The organism is Saccharospirillum alexandrii, assembly GCF_004000275.1.
In the GTDB taxonomy this organism is placed as follows: domain Bacteria; phylum Pseudomonadota; class Gammaproteobacteria; order Pseudomonadales; family Natronospirillaceae; genus Saccharospirillum; species Saccharospirillum alexandrii.
The window spans coordinates 1,305,293-1,320,632 of record NZ_RCIP01000001.1 but is presented as its reverse complement, the minus strand read 5'-3'; the positions used below and the strand labels follow the sequence as shown (position 1 = coordinate 1,320,632).

General features: G+C 55.7%; 16 protein-coding genes. 5 read left to right on the top strand and 11 right to left on the bottom strand.

Translation table 11 applies throughout. The features are described from left to right. Positions 1-42: 42 nt before the first annotated feature. Both EP166_RS05955 and EP166_RS05950 read left to right on the top strand, forming a co-directional pair. Positions 43-3,198: a glycoside hydrolase family 3 protein gene (locus EP166_RS05955; RefSeq protein ID WP_127555848.1), complete on the top strand. Its 3,156-nt coding sequence runs from the start codon at positions 43-45 to the stop codon at positions 3,196-3,198. A 226-nt stretch (positions 3,199-3,424) separates the two neighbouring features. Further along, positions 3,425-4,216, top strand: coding sequence for a helix-turn-helix transcriptional regulator (locus EP166_RS05950; RefSeq protein ID WP_127555847.1), 792 nt, complete (start codon positions 3,425-3,427; stop codon positions 4,214-4,216). A gap of 76 nt (positions 4,217-4,292) precedes the next feature. On the opposite strand, the gene EP166_RS05945 is transcribed toward EP166_RS05950, so the two are convergent. The 3 genes from EP166_RS05945 to EP166_RS05935 all read right to left on the bottom strand — a co-directional run bounded on the left by EP166_RS05945 (position 4,293) and on the right by EP166_RS05935 (position 5,712). Then, complete coding sequence (locus EP166_RS05945; protein WP_127555846.1) at positions 4,293-4,583, bottom strand: putative quinol monooxygenase; 291 nt, start codon at positions 4,581-4,583, stop codon at positions 4,293-4,295. A gap of 51 nt (positions 4,584-4,634) precedes the next feature. Then, positions 4,635-5,030, bottom strand: coding sequence for a DUF3465 domain-containing protein (locus EP166_RS05940; protein WP_127555845.1), 396 nt, complete (start codon positions 5,028-5,030; stop codon positions 4,635-4,637). Between the two features lie 82 nt (positions 5,031-5,112). Next, on the bottom strand, positions 5,113-5,712 hold the full coding sequence (locus EP166_RS05935; RefSeq protein ID WP_127555844.1) for a class I SAM-dependent methyltransferase: 600 nt from the start codon (positions 5,710-5,712) through the stop codon (positions 5,113-5,115). 236 nt (positions 5,713-5,948) lie between these two features. Between EP166_RS05935 and EP166_RS05930 the strand changes: the two genes are divergently transcribed. Together EP166_RS05930 and aac(6') are read left to right on the top strand one after the other, a co-directional pair. Continuing rightward, a complete protein-coding gene (locus tag EP166_RS05930; protein ID WP_127555843.1) occupies positions 5,949-7,274 on the top strand; it encodes a hypothetical protein in 1,326 nt (441 codons plus the stop codon). 60 nt (positions 7,275-7,334) lie between these two features. Further along, complete coding sequence (gene aac(6') / locus EP166_RS05925) at positions 7,335-7,892, top strand: AAC(6')-Ia family aminoglycoside 6'-N-acetyltransferase (protein ID WP_127555842.1); 558 nt, start codon at positions 7,335-7,337, stop codon at positions 7,890-7,892. A 15-nt stretch (positions 7,893-7,907) separates the two neighbouring features. Here the strand turns inward: aac(6') and EP166_RS05920 are convergent, their stop codons facing one another. The 7 genes from EP166_RS05920 to EP166_RS05890 all read right to left on the bottom strand — a co-directional run bounded on the left by EP166_RS05920 (position 7,908) and on the right by EP166_RS05890 (position 13,249). Then, positions 7,908-9,038, bottom strand: a complete 1,131-nt coding sequence (locus EP166_RS05920; RefSeq protein WP_127555841.1) for a serine hydrolase domain-containing protein — start codon at positions 9,036-9,038, stop codon at positions 7,908-7,910. A gap of 134 nt (positions 9,039-9,172) precedes the next feature. Next, a complete protein-coding gene (locus tag EP166_RS05915) occupies positions 9,173-9,616 on the bottom strand; it encodes a YtoQ family protein (protein WP_127555840.1) in 444 nt (147 codons plus the stop codon). 140 nt (positions 9,617-9,756) lie between these two features. Continuing rightward, positions 9,757-10,215, bottom strand: a complete 459-nt coding sequence (locus EP166_RS05910; protein WP_127555839.1) for a GNAT family N-acetyltransferase — start codon at positions 10,213-10,215, stop codon at positions 9,757-9,759. 26 nt (positions 10,216-10,241) lie between these two features. Further along, positions 10,242-11,384, bottom strand: a complete 1,143-nt coding sequence (locus tag EP166_RS05905) for an iron-containing alcohol dehydrogenase (RefSeq protein ID WP_127555838.1) — start codon at positions 11,382-11,384, stop codon at positions 10,242-10,244. 8 nt (positions 11,385-11,392) lie between these two features. After that, positions 11,393-11,866, bottom strand: a complete 474-nt coding sequence (locus EP166_RS05900) for a DUF427 domain-containing protein (protein WP_127555837.1) — start codon at positions 11,864-11,866, stop codon at positions 11,393-11,395. A 127-nt stretch (positions 11,867-11,993) separates the two neighbouring features. Next, entirely contained in the window at positions 11,994-12,407 is a 414-nt protein-coding gene (locus EP166_RS05895; protein ID WP_127555836.1) for a DUF4345 domain-containing protein, read from the bottom strand. Positions 12,408-12,418: 11 nt separating this feature from the next. Continuing rightward, positions 12,419-13,249 (bottom strand): NmrA family NAD(P)-binding protein, encoded by an 831-nt coding sequence (locus tag EP166_RS05890; protein WP_127555835.1) that lies wholly within the window; start codon positions 13,247-13,249, stop codon positions 12,419-12,421. A 206-nt stretch (positions 13,250-13,455) separates the two neighbouring features. Here EP166_RS05890 and EP166_RS05885 point away from each other — a divergent pair, with 206 nt between their 5' ends. After that, positions 13,456-14,451 (top strand): AraC family transcriptional regulator, encoded by a 996-nt coding sequence (locus tag EP166_RS05885; protein WP_127555834.1) that lies wholly within the window; start codon positions 13,456-13,458, stop codon positions 14,449-14,451. 153 nt (positions 14,452-14,604) lie between these two features. Here EP166_RS05885 and EP166_RS05880 read toward each other — a convergent pair whose 3' ends face one another. Beyond that, positions 14,605-15,042 (bottom strand): hypothetical protein, encoded by a 438-nt coding sequence (locus EP166_RS05880; RefSeq protein ID WP_127555833.1) that lies wholly within the window; start codon positions 15,040-15,042, stop codon positions 14,605-14,607. Positions 15,043-15,340: the final 298 nt, after the last annotated feature.

The window sequence follows — 15,340 nt, the reverse complement described above, 5'->3', positions numbered from 1 at the left end:
ACAACGAAGACCTGAATCCCTACAACAAGAAGCGGGACTACGATGAAACAGATAACCACAGTACTGACGGTGAGCGCACTGGCGCTGTTGGTGGGCTGCGGCCCCTCCGATAAAGATGATAACGACAATGGCAATGGCGGCGGCAATGGTGGGGGTGGCAGCGAATCCATCAGCTACCGCACGGACCATAACGACTGGCCTGATATCACCAGCAAAGTAGCGCTCGACCCGGCCATTGAAGCCGAAGTTGATGCTTTGTTGGCATCCATGACATTGGAAGAAAAAGTCGGCCAGATGGTACAGCCGGAAATAAAAAGTGCATCGCCTCAGGACGTGATCGACTATCACCTGGGCTCCGTGCTGAACGGCGGTGGCTCCTGGCCCAACAACGATAAGACAGCCAGCATTGCAGAATGGGTAGAGCTTGCGGATCAATACTGGACAGCCTCGATGGACACCACCGACGGCAAAGCAGCCATCCCGTTAATCTGGGGCACCGATGCCGTTCACGGCCACAGCAACGTCTATGACACCACGCTGTTCCCTCACAACATTGGCCTGGGTGCCGCCAACGATGCGGATCTGATCAAGCGCATCGGCGCAGCCACGGCCAAACAGGTTGTGGCAACCGGCATCGACTGGACGTTCGCGCCAACACTGGCGGTGGTTCGGGATGACCGCTGGGGCCGCACCTATGAAGGGTATTCGGAAGACGGCGAGCTGGTCTTTCAATACGGCGGCGCCATGGTAGAAGGCCTGCAAGGTGATTTTTCCGAATCCCACGTGGTGGCGACCGCCAAGCACTTCATTGGCGACGGCGGTACCGATCTGGGTGATGACCAGGGCGATAACCTGGCCGATGAGAGCACTCTGATCAACGTTCACGGTCAGGGCTATTATTCATCGCTGGAAGCGGGCGTACAGACCGTAATGGCGACGTTCAACAGCTGGCAGGGTGAAAAGATCCACGGCCACGAATACCTGATGAACGATGTGCTGAAAGAAAAAATGAACTTCGATGGCTTTGTCGTCTCCGACTGGAACGGCCACGGCCAGGTGACCGGTTGCTCCAATGACGATTGCGTGCAGGCGGTGAACGCTGGCATCGATATGTTCATGGTGCCGGATGACTGGAAAGCCTTCATCGCCAACACCATTCAGTCGGTCAACGACGGCGACATCAGCATGGCGCGCATTGACGATGCCGTGCGTCGCATCTTGCGCGTAAAAATGCGTGCGGGCTTGTTCGACAAACCCAAGCCCTCCGAGCGTGATGGCGCAGGCGACTCCGATCTGATGCACGGTGAATCTGTGCAGGCACTGGCGCGTGAAGCGGTGCGTGAATCCCAGGTGTTGTTGAAGAACGAGGGTGGTGTACTGCCTTTGGGCAAAGACCTGAACATCCTGGTTGCCGGTAACTCCGCCAACAGCCTGGAAAACCAGACCGGCGGCTGGACGCTGACCTGGCAAGGCACCGGTAATGCCAATGCCGATTTCCCGAATGCCGACACCATTTTTGATGGTTTGGTTGACGTGATGGGCGAGGGCACCGGTAACCTGACGTTGAACGAAGACGGTTCCCAAGCCGATGATACTTTCGATGTCATCATCGCCGTTATCGGAGAAACACCGTACGCCGAAGGCAACGGCGACATCTCCAAGTTCGATACAATGGCGTTCGATGAGCACTACGAAGACGACGCCCAACTGCTGGCAGACCTGCGTGCCAGTGCACCCGGCACACCGATTGTGACTCTGTATGTTGGCGGTCGCCCATTGTGGATGAACCCACAACTGAACCTGTCGGATGCGTTTGTGGCCTCCTGGTTGCCAGGTACTGAAGGCGCGGGTGTCGCCGACGTTCTGTTTGGTGACCACCCCTTCACCGGTAAGCTCTCCTACAGCTGGCCTGCCAGCGATTGCCAGGTACCGGTCAACCGGAACGATGGGGAAACGCCTCTGTTTGACTATGGCTATGGCCTGACGACGGGCGAAGACGGCAGCGTGCCGGTATTGGCAGAAGACCGTTCAGAAACCGGCTGTGATGCACCCGATGTGTCTGATGCAGGAACCACCGAAGAACCGCTCGATATTTTCACCAACGGCGCCAGCCAGGGTGACTACACACTTCGCATTGGCGGCCCCTCTAACTGGGGTGGCGTACCGGTCAGTGTCGACCCGGCGGCTACAACCACCCTGCCGGGTAACGAACTGACGGTGACTACTCAGGATGGTACGGTTCAGCACAGTGCCAAGCGGATTGAATGGGCGGGTATTGGCCAGTTCTACAGTCAGAATCAGGAAGCGGCTGTTGGCACGGATCTGTCGCCTTATGCCAATTCAGAAACCAGCATCGTATTCAGAGTACGCGTAAACGAGGCGCTGACCTCGAATGCCCTGGCTCTGAGCGCGCATTGCATCCACCCGTGTCTGGGCGAGATCGACATTGCCAGCCTGATCAACGACCTGACACCGGGAGAGTGGTCTGAAGTCTCGGTGCCGCTGCAATGCCTGATCGACGATGGCCTGGACATCACTAACGTCAACACACCTTTCCTGCTCTATACCGACGATGCGTTTGACCTGTCGATAGAAAACATTCGCTGGGAACCGTTCACCGCCGGTGAAAACCCGGATTGCGAAGCCATAGCGCCGACCGAACCGAACCCGACTATCACCGAAGCAACCGATGTGTACATCGATGCTATCTCTGATACCGACGTGTTCAATGCACCCTCTGTCTGGGCCGCGAACATTAACGACTGGTCAGGTGACCCGAGCTTTGTGACCCTGGACCCTGCCTTTGATGATGGCGATAGCCTGGTCATCGACGCCCAGTACGGCGCTACAGCGGATCGCAAAGGTGTCGTACAGCTGATGATGAAGGGCGCAACGGATCTGTCTTCCCTGGCGGCCACAGGCCGGGTTCAGTTCGACCTGAAAGCGGTCGACCTGGCCGGCGCTACCGGCATGGTGGGCAAGATTGTCTGTAACGCCAATACTGAAACCTGCAGCACCGGCGACGTAGCGCTGACGGTGACAGAAGGGGTCTGGGAAACCAACGAACTGGTGTTTGCGGACTACCCGGATCTGGACTTCGTCAACATCACCTCAATACTGGAAATCCTGCCTATCTGGGCAGACGACCATGCCAACGTGCACTTCCAGATAGACAATGTTCAGATCCTGACCGACTGATCACCTGAACACTGTCTCATAACGCTTTCATTGCGTGTTTGCCGGGCCCTGTGCCCGGCTTTTTTATGCGTATCACCCCGGTTACACAGGTTACACTTTGTTATAATGTAAGCGCTTACATTTTACCGGGCAGGGTGTAGTCTCCTTTCAAGGCTGGTTCGTACGTAAAGCCGCAGAGCCTGAAACACGATGTACAAAAACAACAACACGTGTGAGGAATTTAGGGATGACGCATGTCAATGCCTTGCTGGCGCTAATGCAATTCAAAACAGACGGTAAGCACTACCAGTCCCGCATTATTCAGCCCGGGCGTGAAGAGATCGAACTGGTGCTGGATGGCCAGGCCGTATGCCAGGTAGAGGGAGGCTGTTATACCGTGGGCCCGGGCCATCTGGTCTGGCACCGCAGTGGTGACCGCACCATCTTCAGCAACGCCCGCTCAGACGACTACGAATGCCTGGTGCTCGCCTTTGCAACGGACCCGGTCAACAAGCCGCCGCTGTCGCGCGTATCCTACTGGCACAGCCGCATCAGTCCGCGCCAGTTTTGTGACGATGCCCTGGGCTACTACGACCTGGCACGCTCAGCCCAGTCAACGCCTGGCCAGCCCGTCCCCATAGATGCCGATTTCTGTCAGTATCTTTATGGCTGCTGCAAAGTGCATTCACAACCGGTCGATACCGGCGGAAGCCTGCCAGATCGGTCGTTGCACCGGGCGCTCTCCTACATTGCGGATCATTACAGCAAACCCATTACCGTGGATGCCATTGCAGCCGCCTCTCATGTCAGTGCTTCGCAACTGTATAGCCTGTTTCGAGCGCAACTGGGCAAAACGCCGCACCAGTCACTGCTGCAATACCGCATGGAGAAAGCCGTGCAGTTACTGATTCATCAGCGACCACTCAAGCAGGTAGTGAATGCGTGCGGGTTTGAATCGGAGAGTGGGTTTATTCGGGCGTTTAAGAAGCGTTACGGGATACCGCCGGGTGAGTATGTGCGGGATGGTGCGATTGTTTGATCCGGATGGAGGCATCCGGTTCAAACAGGGCTAAGTCTGGTGTTGATCAACTTCAGTCTTAATGCAGCGCTGGTAGTCAGAGCTTCGTCATTTCGCTGATAACGACAGACGCCACAGCACCTTCCGTTGCTGCCTGGTTAGCCACAATGTGTGGGCTTTTCAGGTGGTCCTGCCAAAGCTCGCGGTTTTCCCATACTTCATAGAAAAGAAATATGGCCGGGTTGTCGTTATCCTGGTGCAAATCATACTGAATGCAGCCTGCTTCTTTCAGCGTTGGCTCTATCAGTTTGGACAGCGCAGTGCGGACCTGGCTCTCCTTGCCGGTATTGGCTTCAATTCTTGCGACAATGACCAGTTTTTCGCTCATGTTATATTCCTCGTTGCGGTGCCACTTCAGCGACAGCTGTGTTTTTTCAACTTACTGATAGGTCCGGCCCTGGTGCTTTAGCCAGCCATCGGCATGGCGTCCGTTGGGGTCATGATGCGTCCAGTGCAGAACGCCGCCCTGACTGTTCCACTCATACTCTCCGAAAAACGCAACGGTGTCACCTACGGCTAACGCCGCAATTCTAGGTGCCAGGTCAATGTTATGCGCTATCAGCAAGGTTTGATTGCTGTCGAGTCTGAGGATGAACCGCTGATGCCGTGAGCCATCGATGTCATCGGGAAGAATGCGAATCACCTGGCCGTCACCCTGAACTTGAATATCGCTTTGGCGTGACTCATTGGCTTGTTGTAATACGGCATCGTTTGCATAAGCAACGTTGATGCTTAGCGATAGACAGCAGATGAGTATGGAAAACAGAAGTTTCAATTAAGAGTCCTTAAAATTGGGGTTACACATAGGAAAACCTATATGCTAGCAGGAGTGAACAGGCCATTTTCAGTCAGAGCATTCATAGTCCACGTTTGACCGCCAGCACTGAATAGGTATGCCACTGTTTTATGCAACCCATCGAGGTTGAGCCTTCTTCGTTTCGCTCATGAAAACGGACGATTTCGAAGTTTTCAAATAAGTCCATTACCTGTGTTTGCGTCAGCGGTGTAGTGGCGAGCCGAAAACCGTCGGCCCAGCTATCATCAACTCCCATAAAGTCGCCACCAAAAACACCGCCCACCGCGAGGCTGTCGGTAATTGCACGCCAGGCATTATTGAAAACGGATGGCTCAGCGAAAAACATGCTTGAATTGGCCAAAATGACACCCGCAGTTGGATAGGTAAAGTCTTCAAACGAAGCCTCTGAAACCTCTATCAAGGCGTCATGCCGGAACCGTTTTCGGCAGATGGAAATGGCGTCGGGGTTAATGTCAAAGCCGTGAACCCGATAGCCTTGCTCTGCAAGGTAAGCGATGTCACTGCCGGTACCGCAGCCGCAGTCGACCGCGACGTTTAATCCTGACGTGTTCAATTGGACAGCCCGCTCCGTTCTGGGCGAGTACGTTCGACTCATGGCCTTGTTATAATATTTCCGCCAAATCTCAGTGTTCTCATCCACTACCACGGTCCTTTACAGTTTCGTATGGATTTTGTGCAGCTCATCATAGGCTATTTAGCCTCTTTGGCGGCAGGGCTTACTTGCAAATTATTGAGGCTACTGCCACTCAAAGCTGGTGATAGCGGGGTCTGACAGCTCAACGTTAAGACCTGTCTTTAGTTGGGTTTCAATAATAAAGTGTTCTGCCGTCCATAGTACACTGATGCGCACTGCTGAATGACTGCCCAGAGGAAAGAATGTCGACTGAAGCCAATACCGCCAGCAAAGCCCCCTGGAACAGCACGTTGGCTGGCTGGTTACTGCTGTGGGTGGTGATCACGGCTGTGTTGGCAGTGACTCTACCGGGTTTCCCGGCGGCCATTGCCGGTGGCTTGATCTGGCTAGTGGCTGTATTACTCAAGGGCGGCGGCATCAAAGGGCCCCAGCGTATTCAGGTGGTCGTGATGCTCAGTGTCGGCAGCCTGGGCTTGCTGGCCGGGTTGCTGAACGGGGCCGATGGCCGTCATTTGCTCCGTGCCCTTGAGGCTAACCAAATGGTGATCGCCATGCTGATCGGTGTGAGCTTTCTCCGCCTGGTCACGTCCGGTGAGCTCAACGGTACCGATACCCTGCCTACCGGGCGGAAGGCTTTACTAAGCACGCTGGCCGGGCCTCACCTGTTCGGTTCGGTCATCAACATGTCGGCACTGTTCATTGTGGGTGATCGGCTCAGCCAGCGGCAGCCCCTGTCGATTCTCCAGGCGTTGATCATGAGCCGGGCCTTCAGCCTGTGCGCCCACTGGTCGCCCTTCTTTGCGGCGATGGGCGTCGCGTTGGTCAATGCTCCGGGTGCGCAATTAGCCACCCTGGCCAGTGTGGGTATTCCCTTGTCGCTGGTCATGCTGGGGTACACCTATTGGGAGCTAAGCCGAACACCGGAAGCCGATCAGCTGACCGGGTACCCACTCAATTCCGGTTCGCTCTGGCTACCCTTGCTTCTGGCGGTGCTGGTGCTGGTGGGCCACCAGATCTGGCCAGAGGTGCCGGTGCTGACGCTGGTGACACTGATTGCTGTGCTGGTCGCACTCGGCTGGTCTGTGTTGCGCGAGGGCGTCTCCGGCGTGTACAAGAGCGTTCAGCATGTGCAGACGGCGCTGCCGCGCCAGGGCAACGAAGTCATGTTGTTTCTGGGCGCTGCGGTGCTCGGTGCGGGTGTGGCGGCGTTACTCGATTCTTTTGATATTCAGCTCAGTTTTGCGACCTTCGGGGCGCACCAGGCCTTTGTGGTACTGCTGATTATGGTGACTCTGGCGATGGTCGGTATGCACCCGGTAACGTCGGTTACTCTGGTGGGCAGTTTGCTGGCACCGGTGGTAGAAGACCCAAATCTTCTGGCGCTGGTTTTCCTGATGACCTGGGCGTTCGGGGCCGGTATTTCACCGTTTTCGGGCCTGCAGCTGAGTTTGCTGTCTCGCTACCAGGTTAATGCAATGGCGTTGCTGCGCCGTAACTGGCGCTATGCTCTGATGCTGCTGTTGGCGGACTATCTGGCCTTGTTGGTGTACGGGTGGGTTTCGCAGTAGAACGGAAAGCCGGGTATGAATGACAACTTGGATTGAACGGAAAATACAATGGGGCGCCGCATGGACTGTACAGAAGTCGATTTAAGCCAGGAACCCGCCTTACACGAAGAAGCGGCAAGCGTGCTAATGGACGCCTTCCTGGCCAAAGGCAACACAGCATGGCCAACCCTTGAGCGAGCACGGGAAACGGTGGCTGAGTGCATCGCAGCCCCGAACCACTGTCTGGCCATACTGTGCAATGGCACGTTAACCGGGTGGGGAGGGCTGCGGCCCATGTACGACAAGACCTGGGAGCTACACCCCCTGGTTGTTGCGCCGGCGCACCAGGGGCAGGGTGTCGGCAGGGCACTGATGCAAGCTTTGGAGCAACGCGCCAGAACGCTTGAGTTGAACGGCATCGTATTGGGGTCGGATGACGAATTGTTTGAAACCAGCCTTTCACAAGTGCACATCACAGGCAGTAATGCCCTTGTCGAAATGCAACGGCTAACGAACCTGAAACGTCACCCATTCGAGTTTTACCAGAAGTGCGGTTACAGCGTTGTTGGTATGATTCCCAACGCCAATGGCAAGAACAAACCGGATATATGGATGTGGAAAGACCTGACGGTAGAGTGAGCCATCGGCGGTCGATCATAAGTCCGGGTCGAAGTAGTACTGCGATATAAACCTCGCGAAGGCAGTAGGGTCCCGACTGGCATCGTTGCACAGGATAACAATGGAAAATTCAGATTCCGGATACCGTTCATAGTAAGTCTTTGATCCGGCGTGCCAACCATCATGGGAATAGACGGGTTGCTCAAAGCGTTCTGTTACAAACTGGCCATTGGCGTACAGGCTGTCGTTGTACAAAATGGAACTGTTTGGCTGGTTAAACCCTTCAATCAGCGATTCCGGATCAGTCCCTAGCTGCGGATCATAAAAATGACGATCCCAGGTTAGCATGTCGTCGATTGACGTGTATAAATTGCCGTCGCCGACCCAAGGCTGGTTGATGTCTTCCCTGACGTAGCGTTCTCTATACTTGACGTAACCCGTGACGCGATTTTCAATGATGGGGTAGGGGCTATCCAAAAACACGGTGTCAGACATTCCAAGCGGCTGAAAAATAGTCTGGTGAGCATAGTCCGCCAGGGTCTGGCCGGTCACTTCCTCCACTAGCATGGAAAATAGAAAGTAGGCCACATTGCTATAGTGGAACTGCTCGTCTGGTGAATACCTAAGCGGCACGTCTTGAAAATAGCCATACAAGTCACTGGTGGAAAGGTAATGTACGTCATCAAATTGAAACGGGCCACCGCCTACAGACCTAAGCTCTAATGCGTCACCACCGGGCTGGGAGATCCAGTACTCATAGTCACTGTAGTTTGCCATACCACTGACATGACCCAGCATGGCATTGATGGTCACCGGCTCGCCGTAATCCATTAGGGCGGGCAAGTAAGTTCTGATGTCTTCGTTGAGATCAATTTTTCCTTCGTCTGCGAGTAAGTGCACCGCCATGGCCGTGAACTGTTTGGACACCGACGCCAGGTTGTGAACGTTTTGCGGGGTCATGGGTACCTGAAGTTCCAGACTGGCTAACCCGTAGGCGGCCTGGAAAATCCACTCTCCGGATTCGATCACGCCTACCGAGCAGCCCGGCTCATCATCTTCGATAATGTACTGGAAAGTGGTGTCTACACGCTCGGTGAACGAATCTGCTTGAGCATTCAGGCAACCAATAACCGACACAGTCGCTGCCAACAGGCTTTTCTTGAACATAGTGCTTCCTTGTAAAGAGCCTCTATCTGAGAATCGGTTCCATGCCCGAAGAACGACTGCAGCGGCGTTTGTTGTCGTAGTACATTTATGGGTCGAGACAAGTCGTTACGGTGGCACTTATTGCCCTTTAGCTTCTACCGGGCTGATGTCACATACTTGAGAATCTCAACCACCTGCGCCGGCGTTTGTGCCCACCCCATGGCGGAGGCATCGACTTCCTTCAGCGGGTGAATGATATCGTCGTTATGCAGGGTGATATAGGGAGTGCCCATAGCGGCACAAAACCCGGCATCGAAGGCAGCGTTCCACTGTTTGTATTTGTCACCGAAACGAATGACTGCCAGGTCGCACTGCTCCAGCATGGTTTTGGTGCGAATGCTGTTGATTTTGGATGACTGGTGGTCACGCCAGAAGGCCACGTCCGGTTTGCCCAGCATATCGCCTGCGGCATCGCTGGCATCGTGGTTGGTGACCGGTGCGGTAAACTCTACCGGCAAGCCAGCGGCATCGACGCCCGCTTGAATTTGTTCGCGCCAGTCTGTGTGGATTTCGCCAGAGAGATAGACTGTCCAGATCATGCGTTTCTCCTCAGTTGCCATTTAACAGCGTTAACAGAAAGCGTTTAACGTTATGACCCTACCATAGCCAGCTGGATTACAGAATTACAGGCGACTCCCCGCAACAGACGCTCAGCCGGATAGCGCCGGTAGTTCGGTGCTTACAAGTCTTGTGTATATAAATGCCAGTGATGCTCTTTCGGCGCTGTGACGGTAAAGTCCTGAAAGCCAAGGGAGGCGTACAGCGATTTGGCAACGGCGTTGTCGTCTTCAACCTCCAACGTCACTTTGGCGACATTGGCCGTTTTGGCTTCTGCCAGCACCCACTCCAGCAATGCCCGGCCTGCGCCCAGGCCCCGTGCCGAGCGCGAAACCATCACGTCATGCAGGTTCCAGACGTACTTCGATCGGTAGGTTGAGTAGGTTTCATAGCACACACAAAAGGCGATCGGTTTGCCGTCGTCGAACGCCATGAACCCTCTGAAACAGGGGATGGTTGCGAGTTCCTCGGCAACGGTGGGGCTCATGTCGGGCTTCACTTCAGCCGCGTATTCCTTAAAGAGCGTTGACAGCAGGCTGATGTCGCTCCTAGATGTTCGGTCAATTTCTCGCAACTCCATGAAAACCCCCAGTGGTATTCAAACCCTTATAATGACTCGCGCATGATGGCGTCTATTACCTCTGTTGGCAAAACCACCGGGTTAGCCTTCATCGACGATGAACTGGCCGCGGTGCGGGCCGTTGATGCGATGTGTTCCTCCGTTACACCCAGGGCCGACAAACCGGGTAACCCGCTGTCTGCAATCCATTGTTGAAATACCGGTAACGCCTGGTCGTTAGCGGTGTCGAACACCTCGGCTATCCAGCCGATTACGCGGTCAAGCCGGGCTCGTATCTCGGGGGCCTCAACATGGGCCCGGTTAGCGGCAATGCCCGCCGGTAACAACGCACCGCATATAGCACCGTGAGGGGCGCCGCACAGCCCACCCAGTGGGCCGGCAATACCGTGAACTACGCCTAGCCCGGAGTTGGCCAATGCCAGCCCGCCAAAGAGGCTCACCTGGGCCAGGTCATCACGCGCCTGTTCAGATTCGGCCGTCATCAGTTGCCGGAGCGCTCGCAGACCTTTGGGAATGGCCTCCACACAGAGCAGATCGGTGAATACGGTGGCGCGCGATGACACATAGGGCTCGATGACCTGGGTAATGGCATCCAGACCTGAATGCAGGGTCACGAGGCGAGGGCAGTGGTCGGTGAGGGCCGGGTCGATCAATGCCAGGTCGGGCAGCAGTTGCGCATCTCGCAGGCTGACTTTTCGGTGCGCGTCGGGCACATCGATCACCGCATTGCGCGTGACTTCGGCCCCCGTACCTGAGGTGGTGGGTACCAGAATCAGCGGTAACCGCCGTGCCGACAGTGGTAGCCCTTGCCCGACCACCTCCAGGTGGCTCAGCAGCTCGGTCGTGCTTGGCAGCATAGCTGCCAAAACTTTGGCTGAATCCATTACCGAGCCACCGCCAATCCCAAGCACCAATTCAACGCCAAGTGATTTGCCTTCGGCGATCGCGTTGATCAGTGTCTCTAAATCCGGCTCCTTCCCGATGGAGAGCGTTTGCACGATCTCAAGATCGGTCAGTGATGCGAAGACTTGCTCAAGCCGGCCCGGGCTGCGGCCATGCACAATAAGGGCACGAGTGCCCAGTTGTTTGGCGCGTTCGTTAAGCTGAATAACCTGCCCCCGGCCGAACACGATCTCCTGTGGGGTGAGAAGGGTAAAGTTGTTTGTCATCCAGGCTCCTACCAGTGTCTCGTTCCCGGGGCACCTTTGATCTGCCCCTCCAGATTTGGAGTAACCCAACCGCCATAGAAGTCGCCCGGCTGAGGGATGACTTTCATGTCGCCGACCCAGGCTTCGTCGATCAGCCCGGCGTAGAAGGCGAGGTAACTTGCCAGAGGTGCAAAACGTTCGGTCGGGTTGTCATAGGCCCAGGCCGCACGCTTGGCGGTGGTTCCCCCAACGATAACATCAAAGTAGCGAGCATTGCCTTTCCACTCGCAAAAGCTGGTGCCTGCTGCGGGCTGAAGTTCAGCGCTGACATCGTCTGGCGGCAAGTAATACGTGGGCGCATGATGGGTTTCCAACACCCGAAAGGCGCGGGTTGACTCGGCGATCAACAGGCCGCCAAGCATGATTCGGATGCGCTGTGGCACCGGCTCCAGAGCCGGTGGGCGTGGGTAGGACTGAACGTTTTCGCGGAGCAAGTCGGTCATGATGTGGGCCCTCGGTAGCCAGTAATGGAGCTGATTCAACAGCGCCTGTGGTTACCTTACGAGTAAACCGCACCAACCAGACGACAACTCCCCCCGGCTTATCGCGATTGATACGCCGGGGGCATGACTAGCGCAGTGGCAAAGTGGTTTTTTGAGCCTTGGCGATAACCCCTGCTATGACGACCAACACCAACAGTGCGGCCTCTACCGCCCAGGCGGTGAGAATGCCCGTTGATGGCAGGCCATCGACCATCAGCCCCAGCAGTCGGCCAGCGACAAGAGCCAGGTAGGTCCCGATGGCGACGATCAATGCCGTGCCTTGCAGTGACGGTTTAATAACTCCGGCCAGCATTAGGCAGCTTGCCAGCATGAGTAAGGCGCCTAGGGTTTTGAGTTCACTGCGCAGGCTCGCGGACTCGGGCACGGTAACCCCGTAAGACGCGTAAAACGCATCGGGCATTAGCAGAATACCCAGTCCGATAAGCCCCGTGAGCGCACCCGCAGTCATGAGCGTTAACTGAACCAGCCGTACGTTTTTCATGTCACCGCTCCCTAAGCGTTGTTCCAGACACCGCTTTCATGCGTGGCGATTACATAGTCCGCGAACCGCCGGGGTAGCCGACCCAGCGCCTCTTCGATGCCGTGCGTCGGGTAGCTGTTTCGGCCATCCAATACCTGGGTGAACAGCTCCCGCATCAGCCAGAGTTCGTCTTCACTCATGCCCAGTTCGCTCAGGTAGGCCAAATAAGGTTCCAGCGGTACCGGGTTGTAAATAATGGAACGACCCGTGACTTCGGCTATTTGGGCCACGCAGTCGGCAAAGGTCATCAGCTCCGTCCCGGTGACTTCAAACAACCGATTGGCCAGTTCCGGCCGGGTTAGCGCGGCGACCACGACCTCGGCAATGTCATCACAGTCGACAAAGGGCTCTTTCACATCATCGACGGGCAGAGATACCTCGCCTTCAATGACCGACCCGGTAAGGAAGCTCTCGCTGAAGTTCTGAAAAAACCAGGAGGCGCGCACCACGTTCCAGCGCAAACCACTGTCGATCAGCGCGTTTTCTGCGCGAATGGCACCGTTTTCACCCCGGCCGGACAGCAACACCAGATGCTCAACGCCGTGCTCCCGCGCCGCCTCAATAAAGGCGCGCAGCGTCGGCTCTGCCGAGGGTATGGCCAGGTCAGGCTGGAAGGTTACGTACGCCTGCTTCACGCTCTGCAATGCGGCAGACCAGGTCTCTGGGCGATTCCAGTCAAACGCCGGTTCGGTAGAGCGCGATACCGGCCGGGTAGCGAGGCCGTTCTGGCGCAGTAACGCATCGACGCGGGCGCCGGTTTTACCGTTTTTTCCAATGATAAGAATGGGTGTTTGTGTCGTCATGGGGTATTTCCTCAGTTGTGGATGGATCAGAGTGCTTGAAACTGAGGGCCATTCTGAGGGAGGGCAGATAGACGAACCATAATCAAAACGCTAACATAATTGACTATTCGTCTAAAACATTGGATTACTGATCAAATCTGAGTATATTTTCAAAATCAGCCATCCAAACAGGCTGGCCATTCCCGTGTTGAGCAGGCAGGTTAACCGTGACAGAGCAACGAAGCGTTCCCGAGCACTCCGACTACCTGGGCGAGGCATTGCACCTGCTAAAGCTCAGCGGCACTTTTTATTGCCAGTCCGAACTGCGCTCTCCATGGGGCGTTGACATGCCGCCATTCGACGATTGCCTGATGATGCACATCATCACCGCCGGACATTGCTGGCTGATGGTAGAGGGCGAGGCCCCCATTCACGTGCAGCAGGGCAGCCTGGTGATGCTGCCGCATGGCAAAGGCCACGTGATCGCCAGTTCACCGGAGCAACCCAGCACGCCACTGTTTGACATACCCGTGCACCACATCAGTGACCGATACGACCTCATGTCATTCGGCGGAAGCGGAGACGTCTGCCGTGCCACCTGCTGCGTGGCCCGTTTCGACCATGTGGCAGGCCAGCAACTGATCCGGCATTTACCAGCGGTGATGGTGGTGAATTCCTGGGAAGAGGCCGAGGGCAGTTGGCTGCAAAGCACGCTGCGCTACATGGCGCACGAAGCGCAAAAACTCAGCCCGGGCGGCGAGACCGTGATGTCTCACCTGGCCGATATTCTGATCATTCAATCCATCCGTACCTGGCTGGAAAAAGGCACCCAAGCCCACATCGGCTGGTTGGCTGCACTGCGCGACCCGCAAATTGGCCGCACCCTGGCGGCCATGCACCGCAACCCGGAAACCGACTGGACCATTGAGCGCCTGGCCGATGTGGCCAGCATGTCGCGCTCCGGCTACAGCGCTCGCTTTACCGACCTGATGGGCGAACCGGCCATGCGGTACCTCACACGCTGGCGAATGCAGATGGCCCGGTTGCAACTGAAAAACAGTGCCGATTCGATGATTGCGATCGCAGAAAACCTTGGGTACCAGAGTGAGGCCGCGTTCAGTCGGGCGTTTAAGCGCGTGTTTGGTGTGGCGCCGGGGAGTGTGAGGAAAGAGGCGAGGGTAGAAGCCTCTGGTACGGGTGTGATGATCGGTAGCAGCTATTGAAGATTCAGAGCTGATGTTCTAGCAGCTAGTTTTATGGGTTTGATAGGGCCTAAGGTACATTTCTCGACAGATGTATATTGAAGCCATCACAATGGATGGCCGAAGAGCCTTAGCGCCACCTTTCGGCGGAGTGGCTGACTACCGATTACAGAGTTAAGCTGCCTTGTTGTTAGCCTTGTATGCACGGTATAGCCGTTCTACAAGGAACATAAGCCCAACCAATACGCCCACGGCCAAAGACAACAAAAAGCCATCCACAAGAGTTGCAAAGTACGCTTGAAAGAAACCCTTTTCCGGAAAAACGGCACCAACGACGATCATGGCACCTATTCCCGCCCATATCTCCAACACAGGGGCGAACTGGGTGCAGGCTTTTACCACCGTGGCAATGCTTAACCGGAGCACAAAGGCGTTCCAGCCTTTTTGAAGGGCCCAGCGCTCCAAAGCTACATAGAAACCGATGAAAGTGACCACTCCGGCAACCATAGCGGTAATTTCAGATGGCGTTCTCGATTCCGACAGTGCGAAGGTGAAGCTAATTACGGCATTCAGGCAGACAAGTATGGTCCATTTGGTGATCAGTTTAGCCATGGTTTATTCCTTTTTGGCTGCCAGTGACAATGCTGCGGTAGGTGTCCGGAGCAAACTGCAGTTACCGGCGATTGGATTACAATGAGCAGCGCCCGCATTCAACTGGTACCAGGCACCGCTGTAGTTTGTCTCCGCTCTCCGATTTGAAAGACTGATTTAACAACGCCGGACATTACCAGGAAACAGTTGGATTAAACATTAGGGGCAGGACACGAGAGTCTGATTTTCTTCACTGAACTCAGGTTTTGTGATGGTCTCAGTGAGCTTGCCGGAAGACCTTCTGTTGCACCCGCGTGAA

What these genes read in the sequence shown, in the direction of transcription:
- EP166_RS05955 (WP_127555848.1), top strand. Translation starts at nt 43, where the DNA reads ATGAAACAGATAACCACAGTACTGACGGTGAGCGCACTGGCGCTGTTG.
- EP166_RS05950 (WP_127555847.1), top strand. Translation starts at nt 3,425, where the DNA reads ATGACGCATGTCAATGCCTTGCTGGCGCTAATGCAATTCAAAACAGAC.
- EP166_RS05945 (WP_127555846.1), bottom strand. Translation starts at nt 4,583, where the DNA reads ATGAGCGAAAAACTGGTCATTGTCGCAAGAATTGAAGCCAATACCGGC.
- EP166_RS05930 (WP_127555843.1), top strand. Translation starts at nt 5,949, where the DNA reads ATGTCGACTGAAGCCAATACCGCCAGCAAAGCCCCCTGGAACAGCACG.
- EP166_RS05920 (WP_127555841.1), bottom strand. Translation starts at nt 9,038, where the DNA reads ATGTTCAAGAAAAGCCTGTTGGCAGCGACTGTGTCGGTTATTGGTTGC.
- EP166_RS05915 (WP_127555840.1), bottom strand. Translation starts at nt 9,616, where the DNA reads ATGATCTGGACAGTCTATCTCTCTGGCGAAATCCACACAGACTGGCGC.
- EP166_RS05910 (WP_127555839.1), bottom strand. Translation starts at nt 10,215, where the DNA reads ATGGAGTTGCGAGAAATTGACCGAACATCTAGGAGCGACATCAGCCTG.
- EP166_RS05905 (WP_127555838.1), bottom strand. Translation starts at nt 11,384, where the DNA reads ATGACAAACAACTTTACCCTTCTCACCCCACAGGAGATCGTGTTCGGC.
- EP166_RS05900 (WP_127555837.1), bottom strand. Translation starts at nt 11,866, where the DNA reads ATGACCGACTTGCTCCGCGAAAACGTTCAGTCCTACCCACGCCCACCG.
- EP166_RS05895 (WP_127555836.1), bottom strand. Translation starts at nt 12,407, where the DNA reads ATGAAAAACGTACGGCTGGTTCAGTTAACGCTCATGACTGCGGGTGCG.
- EP166_RS05890 (WP_127555835.1), bottom strand. Translation starts at nt 13,249, where the DNA reads ATGACGACACAAACACCCATTCTTATCATTGGAAAAAACGGTAAAACC.
- EP166_RS05880 (WP_127555833.1), bottom strand. Translation starts at nt 15,042, where the DNA reads ATGGCTAAACTGATCACCAAATGGACCATACTTGTCTGCCTGAATGCC.